Annotated in this window: 12 protein-coding genes; 4 read left to right on the top strand and 8 right to left on the bottom strand. The window is 44.6% G+C overall.

From position 1 onward, the window contains the following. Positions 1-34 precede the first annotated feature (34 nt). Positions 35-1,516, top strand: a complete 1,482-nt coding sequence (locus ACYVNW_RS14585; RefSeq protein WP_460680607.1) for a hypothetical protein — start codon at positions 35-37, stop codon at positions 1,514-1,516. A gap of 143 nt (positions 1,517-1,659) precedes the next feature. On the opposite strand, the gene ACYVNW_RS14580 is transcribed toward ACYVNW_RS14585, so the two are convergent. After that, complete coding sequence (locus ACYVNW_RS14580) at positions 1,660-1,896, bottom strand: hypothetical protein (RefSeq protein ID WP_460680606.1); 237 nt, start codon at positions 1,894-1,896, stop codon at positions 1,660-1,662. A 165-nt stretch (positions 1,897-2,061) separates the two neighbouring features. On the opposite strand from ACYVNW_RS14580, the gene ACYVNW_RS14575 reads away from it, so the two are divergent. Beyond that, positions 2,062-3,108 carry a metallophosphoesterase gene (locus ACYVNW_RS14575; protein WP_460680605.1) on the top strand — a complete coding sequence of 349 codons (1,047 nt, stop codon included), beginning with the start codon at positions 2,062-2,064 and terminating at the stop codon, positions 3,106-3,108. Between the two features lie 27 nt (positions 3,109-3,135). On the opposite strand, the gene ACYVNW_RS14570 is transcribed toward ACYVNW_RS14575, so the two are convergent. The 3 genes from ACYVNW_RS14570 to ACYVNW_RS14560 all read right to left on the bottom strand — a co-directional run bounded on the left by ACYVNW_RS14570 (position 3,136) and on the right by ACYVNW_RS14560 (position 7,681). Beyond that, positions 3,136-3,606 (bottom strand): phage tail protein, encoded by a 471-nt coding sequence (locus tag ACYVNW_RS14570; protein ID WP_460680604.1) that lies wholly within the window; start codon positions 3,604-3,606, stop codon positions 3,136-3,138. A 29-nt stretch (positions 3,607-3,635) separates the two neighbouring features. Next, a complete protein-coding gene (locus tag ACYVNW_RS14565) occupies positions 3,636-5,198 on the bottom strand; it encodes a phage tail sheath family protein (protein WP_460680603.1) in 1,563 nt (520 codons plus the stop codon). Between the two features lie 119 nt (positions 5,199-5,317). Continuing rightward, the gene (locus tag ACYVNW_RS14560; protein ID WP_460680602.1) at positions 5,318-7,681 is read right to left on the bottom strand and encodes a glycoside hydrolase family 3 C-terminal domain-containing protein; all 2,364 of its coding nucleotides are present in this window, start codon (positions 7,679-7,681) and stop codon (positions 5,318-5,320) included. 92 nt (positions 7,682-7,773) lie between these two features. Here ACYVNW_RS14560 and ACYVNW_RS14555 point away from each other — a divergent pair, with 92 nt between their 5' ends. Continuing rightward, positions 7,774-8,547: an NUDIX hydrolase gene (locus ACYVNW_RS14555; protein ID WP_460680601.1), complete on the top strand. Its 774-nt coding sequence runs from the start codon at positions 7,774-7,776 to the stop codon at positions 8,545-8,547. 57 nt (positions 8,548-8,604) lie between these two features. Here ACYVNW_RS14555 and ACYVNW_RS14550 read toward each other — a convergent pair whose 3' ends face one another. Further along, positions 8,605-9,900 carry a BamA/TamA family outer membrane protein gene (locus ACYVNW_RS14550; RefSeq protein ID WP_460680600.1) on the bottom strand — a complete coding sequence of 432 codons (1,296 nt, stop codon included), beginning with the start codon at positions 9,898-9,900 and terminating at the stop codon, positions 8,605-8,607. A gap of 165 nt (positions 9,901-10,065) precedes the next feature. Here ACYVNW_RS14550 and ACYVNW_RS14545 point away from each other — a divergent pair, with 165 nt between their 5' ends. Beyond that, positions 10,066-11,133 carry an SDR family oxidoreductase gene (locus tag ACYVNW_RS14545; protein WP_460680599.1) on the top strand — a complete coding sequence of 356 codons (1,068 nt, stop codon included), beginning with the start codon at positions 10,066-10,068 and terminating at the stop codon, positions 11,131-11,133. 73 nt (positions 11,134-11,206) lie between these two features. On the opposite strand, the gene ACYVNW_RS14540 is transcribed toward ACYVNW_RS14545, so the two are convergent. From ACYVNW_RS14540 to ACYVNW_RS14530, 3 genes are all read right to left on the bottom strand, one after another. Beyond that, entirely contained in the window at positions 11,207-12,112 is a 906-nt protein-coding gene (locus tag ACYVNW_RS14540) for a metallophosphoesterase family protein (RefSeq protein ID WP_460680598.1), read from the bottom strand. A 115-nt stretch (positions 12,113-12,227) separates the two neighbouring features. Next, entirely contained in the window at positions 12,228-13,769 is a 1,542-nt protein-coding gene (locus tag ACYVNW_RS14535; protein WP_460680597.1) for a RagB/SusD family nutrient uptake outer membrane protein, read from the bottom strand. Positions 13,770-13,795: 26 nt separating this feature from the next. Continuing rightward, positions 13,796-16,852 carry a SusC/RagA family TonB-linked outer membrane protein gene (locus ACYVNW_RS14530; RefSeq protein WP_460680596.1) on the bottom strand — a complete coding sequence of 1,019 codons (3,057 nt, stop codon included), beginning with the start codon at positions 16,850-16,852 and terminating at the stop codon, positions 13,796-13,798. Positions 16,853-16,954 lie beyond the last annotated feature (102 nt).

Genomic DNA, 16,954 nt, shown 5'->3' with positions numbered 1-16,954 from the left:
AAAACAGAAAACAACATTACCCCAATTAACACACATGAAAAAGCATTCACTTGTACTCTTATTAGGCACAGCCCTGCTGTTCTCAGCCTGTAGCAAAAACAGCGTTGATAATGGCGGTACCGTACCTCCAACAACCGGAACCGGCACTAATTCTAACGTAGTAGAGGTTACCGGCGACATTAAAACCAATACTACCTGGACAGCCGGTAAAATTTATTACCTGAAAGGCTTTGTGTACGTAACTAGCGGCGCAACGTTAACCATTGAGCCGGGTACCATTATTAAAGGCGATAAAGCTACCAAAGGCACACTGGTTATTACCCGCGGTTCAAAAATCAATGCTGTTGGTACAGTAGATAAACCTATCGTATTTACCTCTAACGTAGCAGCCGGCGGCCGTTCAAGTGGCGACTGGGGCGGTGTTATCCTGCTGGGTAAAGCGCCTATTAATCCATCAGGTGGCGTAGCTACCATTGAAGGTGGTTTGATTCCTACCAACGGCGGCGATGCAGCTACCTATATTCAATACGGTGGTACTGATGCCAATGATAACTCTGGTGTTATGAAATATGTACGTATTGAGTACGCAGGTATTCCGTTTTCACCAGATAACGAGATTAACGGTTTAACTATGGGCGGTGTAGGTGCCGGTACCACTTTAGATTATATTGAAGTTTACCGCTCAGGCGATGACTCTTATGAGTGGTTTGGTGGTACAGTTACAGCCAAGCACTTATTATCTATCGGTGCAGTGGATGATGACTTTGATACCGACTTTGGTTTTTCTGGTAAAGTACAGTTTGGTTTAGCACAACGTGCACAGGTAGTAGCCGACTTCTCAGGCTCTAACGGTTTCGAATCTGACAACGATGCTTCGGGTTCAAACAATACGCCACAAACCAGCGCTATGTTCTCAAACATGACGATTGTTGGCCCGATGCTGGACAAAAACTTAACTGATAACAATACCAGCAACATCAATGCGAACTTCCAGCATGCGGCTCAAATTCGCCGTAACTCTGCTATCAGCATCAGCAACTCTTTGTTAACCAACTACACTGAAGGTGTTTATATTGATGACGGTACTGTAGCTACTGCAGGCGCTACTTCAACCAACTTTAATGCCGGCCGCCTGGTATTTGCAGGCAATATCATTTACGGTTCTAACGTAAAGGGTAATGAAGTAAAAGGTCAGAATAAATCTTTATTTGAGGCTACATTGCGTGCCAATAACGTATTTGATGCTACCAAATCAGTTACCGCCTTATTGAATGATCCTTTAAAATATGGCTTGGATTTCAAAGCATCTGGTAATGCCAATGCAGGTACCCCTAACTTTACTTTAAAAGCAGGTTCAGTAGCTGCTACAGGCGCTGCGTTTACCGGTAAGTATGCCGATTCTTTCTTCGAGAAAGTAGATTATAAAGGCGCTTTCGGTACCACCGACTGGTCTTCTGGCTGGGCCACTTATGACCCTCAGAACCTACCTTATACTACACCTGGTGCAGTAAAATAAGCGTTATATCAATCATCATAAAAAAGCAGGGCTGGTATATACCAGCCCTGCTTTTTTATGAAAACATATGTAAGTTATGCACGACCAAGGCATTGCCCCCTATACAGAGCCTGCATCATTAGCATAAACCGTAACCAAATCAATTACACATATTGCATCATCAGTTCTTCGGCAATGGCTTCCAGTTCTACATAGCTTAAATCGCCGGTATTCTTGTTTTCCCATGATTTTTGATCGAAGCTTATCGTTCCGGCAGCTTTATCATTTTCGGTTAACACAAATGTACCGGTCAGTTCCCCGTTTTTAACTTGCACATTGGCATCAGGGGTAGCTGTTATTTTGCGTGTACCGATGTTGAGGTTGAATGAAGATGGGTTCATAATTTTTAATGATTAATGTTCCCCAAACTGGAGATATTATAGCATAACACTACAACAGACTTAATGTTGAACTTTTTAGCGCAGATATGCAATTGCAGCACCTGTTATTTAACATGCAGTTAATATAGGGTACCTACTTTTGATGCACATGCTAAAGCGTCTGTTATGAAATTTTCTTTGGTTCAACTTTTATCCTTTTCTTTAATTGCTGGTTCAGTTGTAAACGGTTCTGAAGCCGTAATGGCACAGGAAACGGCCTCTACCGAAACCGTATTAAATACGCCCGGACCTGCAGCCACAGTAGCGCCCGGCGACTTTTCTATTGCCGTGCTGCCCGACACCCAATACTATCTGGCGCAAGCACAACTGGGCGGCACCTTTGATATGTTTAAGGCGCAGATTGAATGGATACAGAAAAACCAAAAGAAAGAGAATATAGCTTACGTAGCACACATGGGCGACATTACCGAACATGGCGATAACCCGGTTACCGCCCGCTCAGAATGGTACTTAGCAAAAACAGCGCTTTACGGGCTGGAAAACCCGGTGAGCATCCCTTACGGCTTAACGGTAGGCAATCATGATCAGTTTCCGTCACAATACCCGGTAAAGGGTACCACTAACTTTTATAACCAGTATTTTGGCATAAAACATTTTGAAGGCCGCCCGTATTATGGTGGCCATTACGGCACCAATAATGATAGCCATTATGATGTATTTACCGCCGGAGGCATTGATTTTTTGGTACTGTTCTTAGAGTTTGATGCACATAACGAAGACCAGGCCAATATGTACAGCTGGGCCAATGAGGTACTGAAAAAAAATGCTTCGCGCAAGGCTATTGTAGTCAGCCACTCTATACTGCATTTTAATCCGGTTAAGGGCACAAATACCCCGCAAGCTCCGTTTAACGCCGAAGGCAAAGCAATTTACGAAGCTTTAAAAAATAACCCGAACCTGTTTATGATGCTGTGCGGACACGTAGGCGATAACGGCGAAGGCTACCGCACCGATGTATACAACGGCCATACCATTAAAACTTTTCTGAACGATTACCAAAGCCGCCCTAACGGCGGCCACGGCTTAATGCGCCTGTACAAATTTTCGGTAAAAAAGAATGAGCTTAGTGTAAGAACATTCTCTCCCTATTTTAAAGAAGAGGAAACTGATGGCGACAGTCAATTTACCGTGCCATTGTTCGACAAGCAATAAGCAGGAATAAAGCTACAGAAAGCAATCTCATTCATTTATGACGACCATAGCCTCATATGCCATCTCCAACGTTTGAACAGCTACTTCATGAGCATCTGATTTTAAATCGGTACCGGAAATTTTAACCGGCCAGGCATTTTGAAGTTGCCATTGCATAAGGGGTTCACCGGTTGCATCCAATAATTTGATAGTAACGGTGTATCGCTTAATGTTATTTAATGATAGTTCACTATGCCGCTCCCAAAACGTAGCATCACTCACAAATATACCACGTTTAAGGGTGATGTTGCCAACCTGTGCAATGCCTGGCGGTTTGATGTTTGAGAACACCGCTTTGTTGCCTGGCTGGTATTCAACAGGCGGCTGTGCTACATCCAATCCGGATACTTCCTGAAAAGTGGCATTTCCTACTTCCGTTCCGAAATCAACTTCAAACCCGAATTGAGGCATCGGCCAGGCTTCATTTTTTATGTTGCTATCGTTTGTTGGTGTACTCATATGATATAATCAGGCTAAATGTATTTTTTTTAACCGGTTACAGCCATTTGCTGCTGAAAGGTGATAACAATAAACTCTGCCGGCCGCATAACCGCCACTTTAACCGTTACATTCATATAGCCGTTTAACACATCATCAGCCGTCATGGTACTGCCCAGTCCGCAATCAACCGAAAAGGCGTCACTTGGGGATGCACCTTGCAGTCCGCCAGCTTTCCATATAGTGGTCAGGAAACTGTTGATCATTGATTTAACAGCCTCCCATGTATTTTTCACATTGGGTTGAAATACATAAGCGTTTGCAGCCATTTTACAAGATTGTTCCAGCATGGTTATGGTTCGCCTTACCGGCAAATAACGCCAATCTTCACTATTACCGTCCAGCGTGCGTGCGCCCCAAACCAATATACCTGAGCCATTGAATGAGCGAATGGCATTAATTGACTTGCCTGTAAGTGCATCTACATTCAACTTTTCCTGTTGTGCATCATTAAGTTGAATGGGTAAAGAAACCACACCTACAATTGAAGTGTTGGCCGGTGCCTGCCACACACCAACCATTGTATCTGTTTTTGCCATAACGCCGGCCATACCTCCGCTGGGCGGCATTATATTGGCATCAGCCAAAACAGCTTCAATAATTGCTTTATAGGCTGCATTGGCGTTTATCAGAGCTTGATGATGAAGTGCGGTGGCTGAGCTATCGCCATCTGATTGTTGAATATCATTAAGTATAGTGGTAGTGACTGCATCTGCCTGAGCGGGCGGATTGATAATAGTGGCTAATTGCTGTATATTGCCACCAAACAAGTTGGTATAATCAATATCAGTCATCTGCATCAGGGTAGTGCCTACAAATGGGTAATAAGCAGTACCATAGTTTAACCCTTCAACACCTGTACCCTGCCTGAAGGTATTAATATCATTCATAAAAGTAGCCGGGTCAGGCCTTTTGCTGCCTATAATATCAAATACACTTATGGCAGTTTGCACCTGGCTGCATTGCAATAACATTTCCTGCATCAGGGTGCTGTTATCGGCTACAGACAACAATGTAGCTTCGGGGCAAATGTACATCGTAGGCTCCTCCTCATTTTTTAGCAGGGCTAAACCGGCTTGCAAATCAGTAAGCAATACGTTTGAATTAACTAACCTGCCATCACCGTTAATAGTTTTGCCCGAAGCCGGTCCATAAGTGCCAACAGAAACAATATAGGCTTTGCCACCGCCATTTTGATAAAACAAGCGTACACTGTTATACAGGTAATAAATGGTATCAGGGTCAGGTAAACAGGCGTAATCAGTATGATTTATCCGTATGGTGCCGCTACCTTCATTATTTTGTTGAGGCACCGCATAATATTGTGGGCGGTATTGCTTTGCAGATAGATCGGGGTAGCAAAAGATTGCCTGAAAATCAGCAAATGAAGTAATGAGTGTAGGAATATGGCTGTATGATTTTCCTTCATACATGGCCTGCGGGGTATAGCCGATGAATGCCGGAATAGCGGTTTCCACCTGTACCACAGTGTTAGGAAAACTATTTACTTCTTGAATGTATACGCCCGGAGTATTGATGTTGGATAAGTTCATTGAGGTGGTTGAATAACTTTTTAAATATCACAAAAATACAGCAATAAAAAAGCGCCTCCGGCAATGCCGGAAGCGCTTACTTAATCAACAACATCCAAATCAGAGATTGGAATATTTTACTACGGGTGCAATTCAGTGATAGTCACTTGTGGTGCAAGTGCCTTGTGTACTTTTTCTACCAGCAGCGTTTTAGCCAGGGTAAAACCAGCAGTTTGCTTAATATTTAGTGATGATGCGCCTACCTTAACAGTATACTTACCGGCATCGGCTACCCAGGAAGATGCATCGGTATCAAAGGAAGCCAGTTCTTTGGCTGTTAATGTAAAGCTTAATGTTTGCGACTGGCCGGGTTGTAAGGTATGGGTTTTAGCAAAGCCTTTTAGTTCTTCTGTGGGTTTATCCAGCTTGCCTTTAGGTGCACTTAAGTACAGTTCGGCTACTTCTTTACCGGCTACTTTACCAGTGTTGGTAATAGTTACTGTAGCGGTTAAACTTCCGCTAAAGGCAGAAGAACTTAGCTTAACCGGGCTATAACTAAAAGTGGTGTATGATAAGCCATACCCAAACTCATAAGCAGGCTTCACCTTAAAGGTGTTGTAATAACGGTAACCTACATATATGCCTTCATCATAAGTAACTTCGGCCGGGATAGCTTTCATGCCCAGCATGCCGGTAGTTGCCTTTTCAGGAAACTCTTTACCCGGAAAGGTTTTGGCCGAAGGCACATCTGCATAAGCTGCCGGGAAAGTAGTAGCCAGTTTGCCCGAAGGGTTGACTTTGCCACTCAGTATATCGGCCATGGCATTACCGCCTTCCAAGCCGGGTTGCCAGGCTAACAGAATGGCATCAGGCCCGTTGCGCCAAGGTGTTACGTTAATTACACCGCCGATATTAAGTACCACAATTACTTTTTTGTGCTGGGCATGGTATGCATCAGTTACTGTTTTAATCATTTCCAGCTCAGTAGGCGTCAGGTCATAATCGCCTTCTACTTTACGGTCGCGGCCTTCGCCTGCATTGCGGCCAATAGCAATAATCGCTACGTCAGTAGACGATGCTTTTTTAGTAATCATTTCCTTATCCAGCGCATATTCCGGTGTAGGTGGCGATGGATTCATGAATTCCGCAAAGAAGCTTTTTTTCGGGTGCTTCAGGGTATAATCAGCCAAATATGTGCTATAGGCGCCTTTTACTTCATTATCTATAGTATATCCTGCATTATTTAGCCCTTGTACCAATGAAACTTTGTAAGCCTTGTTCACATCACCGCTGCCTGTACCGCCTGCAATCAATTCATAACCGTTAATACCGAATACTGCTACGTTACGCATAGCTTGCTTTAACGGCAAAGCCTGACCTTGATTTTTCAATAAAATCATGCCTTCGGTAGCTGCGGCTCGGGCTACCTGCGCATCCTTTTTCAGGTCGGGTTGGTCTGAATATTTATAACCTTTAAATGAAGGTGATTGCAAAATGATATTTAATATGCCTGCTACCTGCTCATCCAAAACTTGTTCAGAAAGCTGGCCGTCTTTTACAGCATCAATAATCTGTTTGCTTTGCGCAGGCGTACCTGGCATCAGCAAGTTGTTGCCGGCCTGCATTTGCGCGGCAGCATTTTTTCCGCCAAACCAGTCGGTCATTACAAAACCTTTAAAACCCCAGTCTTTACGCAAAATGGTAGTCAGCAAGTCATTACTCTCCGATGCATAAGTGCCGTTTATCAGATTATAAGAGCTCATCACCGTCCAGGGTTGAGACTGCTTTACGGCAATTTCAAAGCCTCTTAAATATATTTCGCGTAATGTTCTTTCGCTTGCAATGGTATTTACGGTATTGCGGTTGGTTTCCTGGTTGTTGGCGGCAAAGTGCTTGATAGAGGTACCGATGCCGTTTGCTTCCAGTCCGTTTACCATGGCGGCCGTCATACGACCGGCAATCAGCGGATCTTCAGAATAGTACTCAAAATTACGGCCACCCAGCGGGTTACGGTGGATGTTTAGCGCAGGCGCCAGTATAATATCAATGCCATACTCCTTCACTTCATGCCCGAAAGCCATACCTACTTGTTTTACCACTGTGGTATCCCAGGTTGAAGCCAGCAGGGTAGCCACCGGCCAGGCGGTAGCGTAATAGGTTTTGCCCGGATTGCCTTTGCGTACCGAATCAATACGTACGCCAGCAGGCCCGTCTGAGGTAACCAGCGAAGGGATGCCCAGACGCTGAATAGCGTGCGTGGTACCCGCAGCACCGGGTACGCGATCCTGCGTTTGACCTACACCTGTACCATTACTGGCCATACCTGGCATATTGAAGCCGGCGCCCACCACCAGCTGTACTTTTTCCTCTAAAGTCATGGCTTTTATTACCTCTTTAACCGGGGCTTTGCCCAGTTGAGGCACCTTATTTTGTGCCGCTGCTGAAAAGCCCGAGAGCAATAAAGCCGCACTTATAACGCCGCAATGTAAACGTTTGAGTTGCATGAAAAAATGATTTTAAGTTTATTATTGAGTTATTTTGACTCAATAATAAACTTTATTTTGCATAATCACCAAGTTTATTTTTTCTTTACCAAATGGGCGAAAAAATATCCTTTACCGAACTTTTGCTTAACGCACAGCATTACTTTCTGCCATCGGTATCGGTTGACAACGTGATTTTTGGCTTTCATGATAATGAATTGAAAGTACTGCTGCTGCAAAAGCGCGAAGGCAGTAAATGGGGATTACCGGGTGGCTACGTTTTTAAAGAAGAAAATGTGGAAGATGCTGCTGTGAGGGTTTTAAAAGACCGTACCCAGCTCGAGGACTTATTTTTGCAGCAATTTCATATTTTTGGTGACACCGCCCGTACCAAAATTGAATTCATTCAGGAAACTTTTGACGGATATGATTTCGATCTGTCTGCAAATAGCTGGCTGATGCAGCGCTTTATCTCGGTAGGATATTATGCCTTGGTAGAATACGAACGGGTGAGCCCTCAACCCGATGAACTTTCGGAACGCTGCGAATGGCATAACCTGAACGATTTACCCGGTTTAATATTTGATCACCGGCAAATTGTAGAAAAAGCTTTGCAGGCCATGCGGCTGCAACTCAACTATCAGCCTATTGGCTATAACCTGCTGCCCAAAGAGTTTACTTTAAAAAACCTGCAGGTGATTTATGAAACAATTTTGGGCCGTAAGCTGGACCGCGGTAACTTTAACCGTAAAATTTTAGCTTATGGGGTACTGGAAAAAAAGGACAAACTCTACTCCGGCGCAGCACACAAGGCCCCTTACCTGTACTCTTTTAATAAAGAAAAATACTTTGAAGCCTTAAAGAATGGATTAGAGCAGAACTTTTAAGATAGATTCTTTTACAAACTATAATGTCATTCTGAGTGACACGGTCGGGTTTACACCTTAAAACGCTTCGTTCAAATTCAAGAAGAAACCTTTATTGCCATATTTCCCAAAAGCATAATCCAAGGCCAGGTTGGTGCGGGTGGCCTTATTGAACAATACCCGTAAACCTGCCCCATAACCGGGTTGAAAAACCTGGAATATTTTAGTGCCCTGCAAATCATTAGCCGTTTGCATGTTGGCAAAAGCAACCCCGCTTAAAAACTTGTTTTTGGTAATCGGGAAGCGAAATTCGGCTTCGGTATCATTGTATTGTGTTCCTTTGAAGTATTGTGCTGTATAGCCTCTGCCGCTTCTGAAACTGCCGTCTCTGGCTGTACCCGGCAATTCCAGGTAAGGTATAGCTCCGCTAACGAGGTAAGAACCCCAGTTCCAAAAGGCCAGTACCGTTTCAGGTCTGGATTTAGATAGGCTAAAGTATTTCCGGAAATCGGTAGTGAATTGCATAGCATTTCTGGTGCTGCCAATCCAGGTTTGATTAAGGCGTATGCCAGCATCAAAATAAATACCTTTATAAGGCCTGTTGGGGTTATCACGCGTGATATACTCCACATTAAATAAAAAGCCGTTAGCTGAATAATGATCGCCCGGAAAGTCATATTTACGATTATAAACGCCTGAAGGCGTAGCGCTGGTCGAGTCGCTTTTATCCATATTCCGCCTGATATCAAACGATAGTCCGCCACCTACAAATAAGCCCTTAGAAACCTCCTTGTATACTTTCTCCCTGAAATTGTAGTAGTTGGAATGGATGGCATAACCTTTATGCGCAGGGTTGGCCAATATAACGTCAGCTGTGCTGCCTTCAGCCCGGCCACGGCCTATACCATAACCGAAATCGGGAGTTACGGTCTTAGCAGCCACAAGGCTTCCCTGAAAATTCCAACGGTTGCCCGGCGTGAATATATTATGATTCAGATAAAAATAAATGATGCCTTTAGTAGTGATAGATGCTGAAGTAGCGCCAACGGATAACAGGGTATTGGGATCATTACCTAATCTTCGGGCACCAACAGCTTTAATGCCTATCTGAAACCCAATGGTAGGGTTAGCCGAAATGTTGGGCACTACTGTAATGCCCGAGCCTTGTTTTGTAACATCAGCTTTACGGCCGGGGTGAAGCAGATTACGTATTAAATCGCCTACATCGTATTGACTACTGAGATTTTGCGATGCATTGTTACGCTGCCCGCTCTTTATTTGTAATGAATCTTTTTTTAAAGAATCTACCGGTGGGGCCACTTGGGCATAGCTAACCTTATGTATCGCCGTTAACCCTGTCAGCAATACAAGCATCCATAAGTGTATTTTTTTTAAATGACAGCAATTAGGCATAATAGCAGGTATGCATGATGGATAACTGAGAGGTAAACTACCGTGTCAATTAAAAGTTTTGACATTATGAGTATTACTCACTATGGTGTTTCGTGAACATTTGTCACAGAATTGCATTTCATACATATGGATAAAATTGCATTAGTGGTTGGAGCCAGTGGCATTACTGGCAGTAACCTAGCGGAAAAATTGATTGAAAAAGGCTGGACAACTTACGGTTTAGCCCGTAACCCCAATACTGATATTAAAAATTTGCAACCTATTGCTGCGGACTTGTTAAATGCTGAAAGCTTACAGCAAGCGCTTGAAAACATTAAACCCACTCATGTTTTTATCACCAGCTGGATGCGGAACGAAACAGAAGCTGAAAATATTCGTGTGAACAGCCTGATGGTGCGCAACCTGCTGAATGCATTATCGCCGCAAAAAAGTGTACAGCATGTAGCCTTGGTAACCGGGTTAAAACACTACTTAGGGCCTTTTGAAGCTTATGCAAAGGCAGGCACATTACCCGAAACACCAGTACGTGAGGAACACCCACGGTTGGATATTGAAAATTTTTATTATGCACAAGAGGATGAAGTATATGCCGCCGCCAAACGTGATGGTTTTACCTGGAGCATTCACCGGCCGCATACTGTAATTGGTAAAGCCGTTGGCAATGCCATGAATATGGGTACTACCTTAGCCGTGTATGCAAGTATATGTAAGGAGACCGGCAGATCTTTTCAGTTTCCCGGCTCTGAGGCACAATGGAATGGTTTATCAGATGTCACCGATGCTCGTATACTGGCCGAGCAGCTCATTTGGGCATCCACTACTGATGCTGCCAAAAACCAGGCTTTCAATATCACTAATGGTGAGGTGTTCAGGTGGAAGTGGCTATGGCAAAAACTGGCCGACTGGTTTGAAATAGAAGCTGCCGGATTTGATGGTACCATTCATCCTTTGGAAGCAGAACTGGCCGGTGATGGCGAATTATGGAAAAGCATGGCTGTAAAATACCAGCTTAAAGAATCCGATTTTAACCGCCTGGCTTCTGCCTGGCATACGGATTTAGATTTAGGCCGCCCTATAGAAGTAATGACAGATATGTCTAAAAGCCGCAAAATGGGTTTCACGCTTTACCAGGATACACGCGAATCATTTTTCAGCTTGTTTGAACAATTAAAGGCAGAACATCTTATTCCTTAAATAAAATATAGACTTTTATTTTCCATGCAGCTTAATGCCACCATTGGGGATTAAGCTGCATGGAGATAATGTATTATAAATAATTGACGTACCGCTCTTCAAAACTACCATCGGCATACAAGTCAATTAAGCCATAACCGGGTGCTGTTTCACGGCGGTTGCCGTTCCACCAGGCACCACTTACCGCGCCGTTACACAGGTAGGTTACATTATTGTATACTAATTTTTCGCGTAAGTGGATATGGCCGCTTAAACAGAGCTTCACATTAGGGTGCCGGTAAAACAGGCTGATGATTTTTGCGGTATCGGTATGCATATCGCCGCCCAGCATCACCCATTTATTTACAACGTTATCCTCTATCAAATTGGTGGCGGTAAGAATTGGAATGTGTGATAATACCAGTACCGGCATATTTGCATTGGTTTGCTTCAGCTCGTTTTCCAGCCAGGCAAACTGCTCGTCGCCCAGTTTACCAATATACCATGTGCCGTCTACATCCAGATGCACGCTATCCAGCACAATAAACTTCCAGCCATTTTGGGTAAAGCTATAATACGGGTTGCTCAGTTTCAGCTGGTTCATAGCATACTGCTTGCCATAAGTGGGTTGCCCCTTGCTGTTTTCATACCACCAGATATCGTGGTTGCCCAGGCAGTAACGTACCGGCAAGCTGCATTCGGTTTGCATAGTGTGGTGTACCAGTTGCCACTGCTGGCTAATAGCGCTGAGGTTTTCTTTATTCATATCGAATACCACATCGCCGCCGTTTAAAATGAAATCTACTTTAGGTTGCTGGCTTTGCAGGTGGTGCAGGCACTTTGCAAATTTGGCCGGCGCATTCAATTCGTTTTTCAAATGCACATCGGTGATGTGTGCAATGCGCATTACCGGTTTTTTAGCCGTTGCAGGAATGGCTTGAGCGAGCGACGGCAGCAATAAAGCACCGCCTAAGTTTTTTAATGCCGAGCGTCTTTTCATACCATGATGAGATGAATTATAAAAATAATAAGGATTTAAACAAACAGCGCATCAGGCCTGATTTTATATCAACCTGATGCGCTGTTAATGATTGCAGTTAAATATACTTGGTGCGTTAATAGCCCGGATTTTGTGTAAGCTGCGTATTCAAACCCACTTCGGCAGCCGGCAGCGGAAATAACAGCCTGTAATCAGTTACAATGCGCCCGTCAGCAGGCAGGTAACTGAACTGCGATTTAAGTTTTGCACCGGCAGCATTAAGTGTGCTGATAGCAGTTCCGGTACGTACCAAATCATGCCAGCGTTTGTTTTCAAAGGCCAGTTCCACACGTCGTTCGTGCAATATGGTGTTACGCATAGTCGCCTGGTCGGCTCCTGCAGCTGCAGGCAGGCCAGCGCGGGTGCGCACCGTATTCAGCGCCGTCAACGGTGATTTGCCTTGTTCATTCTGTGCTTCGGCCAGCAACAGCAGTGCCTCTGAGTAACGATAAATAGGCATATTATCGCCAGAGCCGGTAATTGCCGTCAGTGGAGCATGCAGGTATTTTTTAATATACGGCACAGCCACTTTCCCGGTAGGCGGCGTAGTGTAACCCACAGCGCTTTTTACTGCCGAAAAGGTAAATAAATCACTGGCATTGTAAGTGCCCTCAGCAATACCAATAGAGGCATCCAGCCGCTTATCATTCGCCTCGTATGTACTAATCAGATCCGGCGTTGGAGTATTTAATCCAGCCATACCACTATTATTGATGGCTATACCGGTTAACAATGCGGTACTGGTGCTGCGGGGCAAAAAGTAAGCGGTGAGTACATTAGGCGTACTACCAGTGGCTGTGCCATCCAGATACTGCACCTCAAAAATAGATTCCTTGCTGTTTTTGTTGGCCGGAGAAAATGCGGTGCCATAATCAGCATTCAGGGCGTAGCCCATGGCCGGCAGCGTGTTCAGCAAGGTTTCAGCATCGGCCCAGCGTTTTAGGGTTACATATACATCGGCCAGCAATACCGTAGCCGAACCTTTGGTGGCTTCGCCGGTTTGCGGAAATTTTGCAGGGGCCGCCAGCTCATTAACAGCATCGGTTGCATCGGCAATAATTTGTTTATACACCTCATTGGCCGATGAGCGGGGCAAAAATGCAGCATCGGGGGTGGTTACCTCATTCAGGAACAACGGAACGCCGCCAAATAACCTTACCAGTTTAAAGTACGCGAAGGCCCTTAAAAATTTGCATTGCCCATCGTAACTGTTTACCGATGCCGCAGGTATGCCCGAAGCATTTTTTAAGCGCGAAATCACAATGTTTGCCCTTGATATAATTTGATACAGGTATTGCCACTCGGCTGCAGTATAAGTGTTGGTCGGAGAATCTTTGAAGTCGGAAATATTCTCACGGTTTACAAATGCTGTTCCGCGGTTGGATAATGCCGATTGGTAAAAGGTATTATCCGAGCGCATTTCCGAGAAATAGAAATCATTCACCATCAGGTCGCGCAATGGGGCATACGCCGCAATAACGGCCTGCTTAAACTGGGCATCGTTCAGGAAATAATTTTTATCCGTGTATTGGCCTTTAGGCGAAAGATCTAGAAAGCTTTTTTTGCATGAAGTTGCCGTTAGGGTTAACAGTGCAAAACAAAAATATATCTTTTTCATATAAATTGGCTGATAGTAAAATACCGTTATTTAAAGGTGGCTGTCAGGCCGAAAGAATAGGTGCGGGGTATAGGATAGGCGTTTTCATCTACCTTAATACCGAGCGTGGCATCTTGCCCCGAAAAATTAATTTCGGGGTTCATACCGCTATAGCCGGTAAGTACCAGGGACTGCTGTACCGAGGCATAGAAGCGCAAGTTTTTCAGAAGATATTTGTCTTTTAAACCCACAGTATAACCCAGCGATATGTTTTTAACTGTAAAGTACGAGGCGTTCTCCAACCACTGACTGTTCACGTTACGCCCCAAAACGGTGGTGCCCGCTTTGGTGCGCGGATAAATACCCGAGCCGGGATTATCTACAGAGCGCCAACGGTCGGCAGCGGCAGCCAGCGGTACACGCGAGCCATCCAGATTGGTTTGGTAAGCCCATTTAGCCGCATTCAGGATTTGACCACCTACCGAGAAGGCTGTACTGATGCTGAGATCAAACTTTTTATAGGTAAAATAGTTGCTGAACCCGCCGGTGAACGTAGGCGTAGGATCGCCAATGAAAGTACGGTCATTTACATCATCAATTACGCCATCGCCGTTTATATCGGCTACTTTAATAGTACCAATATCAGATATGCCAGTGGGAGATGTGACTGTAGCCTGATACTTGGCCGAGTTGGCCAGATCAGCAGCATCTTTATACAAACCCAAAAACTCAAAGCCATAAAACTCGCCGAGGTGATGCCCTACCTGATTGCGGAAGTAATCTGAGGATACCGTATTGTTACGGCGTATATAGTCCGGATCAACCAGTGCTTTTATAATGTTGCGGTCAAACGACATATTGAAGCTGCTGTTCCATTTGAAGTTACTGTTGGAAATATTTATGGTATTGATACTGATCTCATGCCCCCAGAAAGCCAGTTTAGCTACATTGTTTAAAACTGAAGGGTAACCTGAAGACACAGGTAGCGGCTGGTTTTGAATCAGGCCATCAGTAATCTTATGATAATAATCGTAAGTAATATTGATGCGATTATTAAGAATAGTTAAGTCAATACCAATGTCTAACTGCTTGCTGCGCTCCCAGCGCAGATTACGGTTGCCCAGGTTATTGAAGGTAGTGCCTTGCGTAATTACATTATTAAGGTCATAATAGTAATTGGAGGTGGTTGACTGTGCTGTGTAATTGCTAAAAAAGTTATTTCCGGTAAGGCCATATCCAGCTCTTATTTTGAAAAAGTTAATCAGCTTAAACCGTTCCATAAAGGCTTCATCGCTTACTACCCAGCCGGCAGATACTGCTGGGAAAGTACCGAATTTGCGATCTGCACCAAATCTTGACGAGCCATCGTTACGGAAAGACGCTTGTAGTAAATAACGGTCTTTGTAACTATAGTTAATACGTCCTATGGCCGAGAGCAGCGCATAAGCCGTATAATTACTGTTGCCGGTAACGCTGGTGGCAGCAGTTAAATAAGTGATGTCATCATTCGGGAAGCCCAAGCCGGTCAGGGTATTATTTTCCTGAGTGAACTTCTGTATTGAATATCCCCCTAAAACTTCAAGACGGTGATCATTATTAAAAGTCTTGTTATAAGTTAAATAGGCTTCGGCTGTATAAGAACCGTTATCAACAGCACTGCTGGTACCGGTAGGATTATTGGCGGTCGAACTCACCACACCCGACTGATAGTAATGGCGTATCTCGTTGGCTTTATCAACACCAGTATTGATCTTTAGTTGCAAGCCTTTTAAAAACTCATAGTTTAAATAGGCGTTGCCTAAAATGCGTGTAGTTTTATAATCATCATTGGTTAAATTAAACTGGGCCAGCGGATTGATGTAGGCTACCATGCCCGGTGAGTAAGTATCGCGGTTGTAGCTGCCATCGGCATTATAAGGCGATTTTAGCGGACTGGCCTCAAAGATGCGCTCGAATAAACCGCCTACACCATCGGTGTTTAAGCGGTTATTATGATCAAGCCGGTAGCTTGGCGCCAGGCTGAAACCAACTTTAATCTTATTACTGGCCAGGGTTAAATCTTTATTTAACCTGCCGGTGAATAAACGAGTACCGGTGTTAATAAGCACCCCCTGCTGCTCCTGGTATCCAAAAACTGCTGTGGATGACGATTTTTCGGTGGCCGATTGCACTGTTAGGTCATAATTTTGAATTGGTGCAGTACGTGTAAGCAGTTTATACCAGTTGGTGCCTTCGCCATACTGTGAAGGGTCAAGATACTCGGCTGGCGTTTGTGTGGCCGGGTTTTCGTAACGGCGGATGTCCTGAAAACGCTCGTTCATGAACGTGGCGTATTGTTGGGCATTCATTACTTTGGGCACCCTGTTACCCGGTAGCTTCTGCACACCATAGTTAGCGTTAAACTCAATTTTTGAATCGCCGGCTTTGGCATGCTTAGTCGTAATCAGGATAACGCCGTTGGCCGCCCTTGAACCATACAGCGCCGTTGCCGAAGCATCTTTAAGTACGCTGAAACTTTCAATTTCGGCAGGGTTAATGTTATTGATGCTCCCGGTAATAGGCAAGCCATCCACTACAAATAACGGCTGATTATCTGAATAGAACGAAGCTGAACCCCGGATACGGAAATCGACACCCCGCCCTGGCTGCCCGCTGCTTTGCACTACCGATACACCGGCCACTTTACCCTGCAATTGCTGTGCAAACTGCTGCACCGGCATATCCTGCAAAGGGGCAGTATCCAGTGTAGCTACCGAGCCGGTAATTTCCCTGCGGCGCTGGCGGCCATAACTTACTGTTACTTCTTGCAGCTGGCTGCCTGTACCTGCGCCCAGTTGCAAATCTACTACCGTTTCGGCTCCGGCAGTTACTTTAACATCTTTTACCTCTTTAGGTAAGTAACCAATAAAGCTGGCCGTAACGGTATATGTTCCGGGCTGTACCCGTAATGTATAAGTGCCGCTGGCGCTGGCCACTGTACCTGTGGTGGTACCTTTAATGGCAATGGTAGCACCAGGCAACGGCCCGGTATTATCTGATACCAGGCCCCTGATGGTTCCGGTACTTTGCTGTGCATTTACCCGTTGCAAGATCAAAAAAAGCAAACAGCAATTGAACAAATACTTACCCCATAATTTAATTGTGTAGAATTTCTGCATAGATACCAAGATTAATGTAGTTACGCTGCAAAACAGGAAAATGACGGG

This window comes from Mucilaginibacter koreensis, from assembly GCF_054783355.1.
The sequence above is the reverse complement of the archived record's forward strand: the minus strand, read 5'-3'. Positions and strand labels throughout refer to the sequence as shown.

Excerpts from the sequence above, each read along its gene's own strand:
- ACYVNW_RS14585 (WP_460680607.1), top strand. The coding sequence starts at position 35 with ATGAAAAAGCATTCACTTGTACTCTTATTAGGCACAGCCCTGCTGTTC.
- ACYVNW_RS14580 (WP_460680606.1), bottom strand. The coding sequence starts at position 1,896 with ATGAACCCATCTTCATTCAACCTCAACATCGGTACACGCAAAATAACA.
- ACYVNW_RS14575 (WP_460680605.1), top strand. The coding sequence starts at position 2,062 with ATGAAATTTTCTTTGGTTCAACTTTTATCCTTTTCTTTAATTGCTGGT.
- ACYVNW_RS14570 (WP_460680604.1), bottom strand. The coding sequence starts at position 3,606 with ATGAGTACACCAACAAACGATAGCAACATAAAAAATGAAGCCTGGCCG.
- ACYVNW_RS14565 (WP_460680603.1), bottom strand. The coding sequence starts at position 5,198 with ATGAACTTATCCAACATCAATACTCCGGGCGTATACATTCAAGAAGTA.
- ACYVNW_RS14560 (WP_460680602.1), bottom strand. The coding sequence starts at position 7,681 with ATGCAACTCAAACGTTTACATTGCGGCGTTATAAGTGCGGCTTTATTG.
- ACYVNW_RS14555 (WP_460680601.1), top strand. The coding sequence starts at position 7,774 with ATGGGCGAAAAAATATCCTTTACCGAACTTTTGCTTAACGCACAGCAT.
- ACYVNW_RS14550 (WP_460680600.1), bottom strand. The coding sequence starts at position 9,900 with ATGCTTGTATTGCTGACAGGGTTAACGGCGATACATAAGGTTAGCTAT.
- ACYVNW_RS14545 (WP_460680599.1), top strand. The coding sequence starts at position 10,066 with ATGGATAAAATTGCATTAGTGGTTGGAGCCAGTGGCATTACTGGCAGT.
- ACYVNW_RS14540 (WP_460680598.1), bottom strand. The coding sequence starts at position 12,112 with ATGAAAAGACGCTCGGCATTAAAAAACTTAGGCGGTGCTTTATTGCTG.
- ACYVNW_RS14535 (WP_460680597.1), bottom strand. The coding sequence starts at position 13,769 with ATGAAAAAGATATATTTTTGTTTTGCACTGTTAACCCTAACGGCAACT.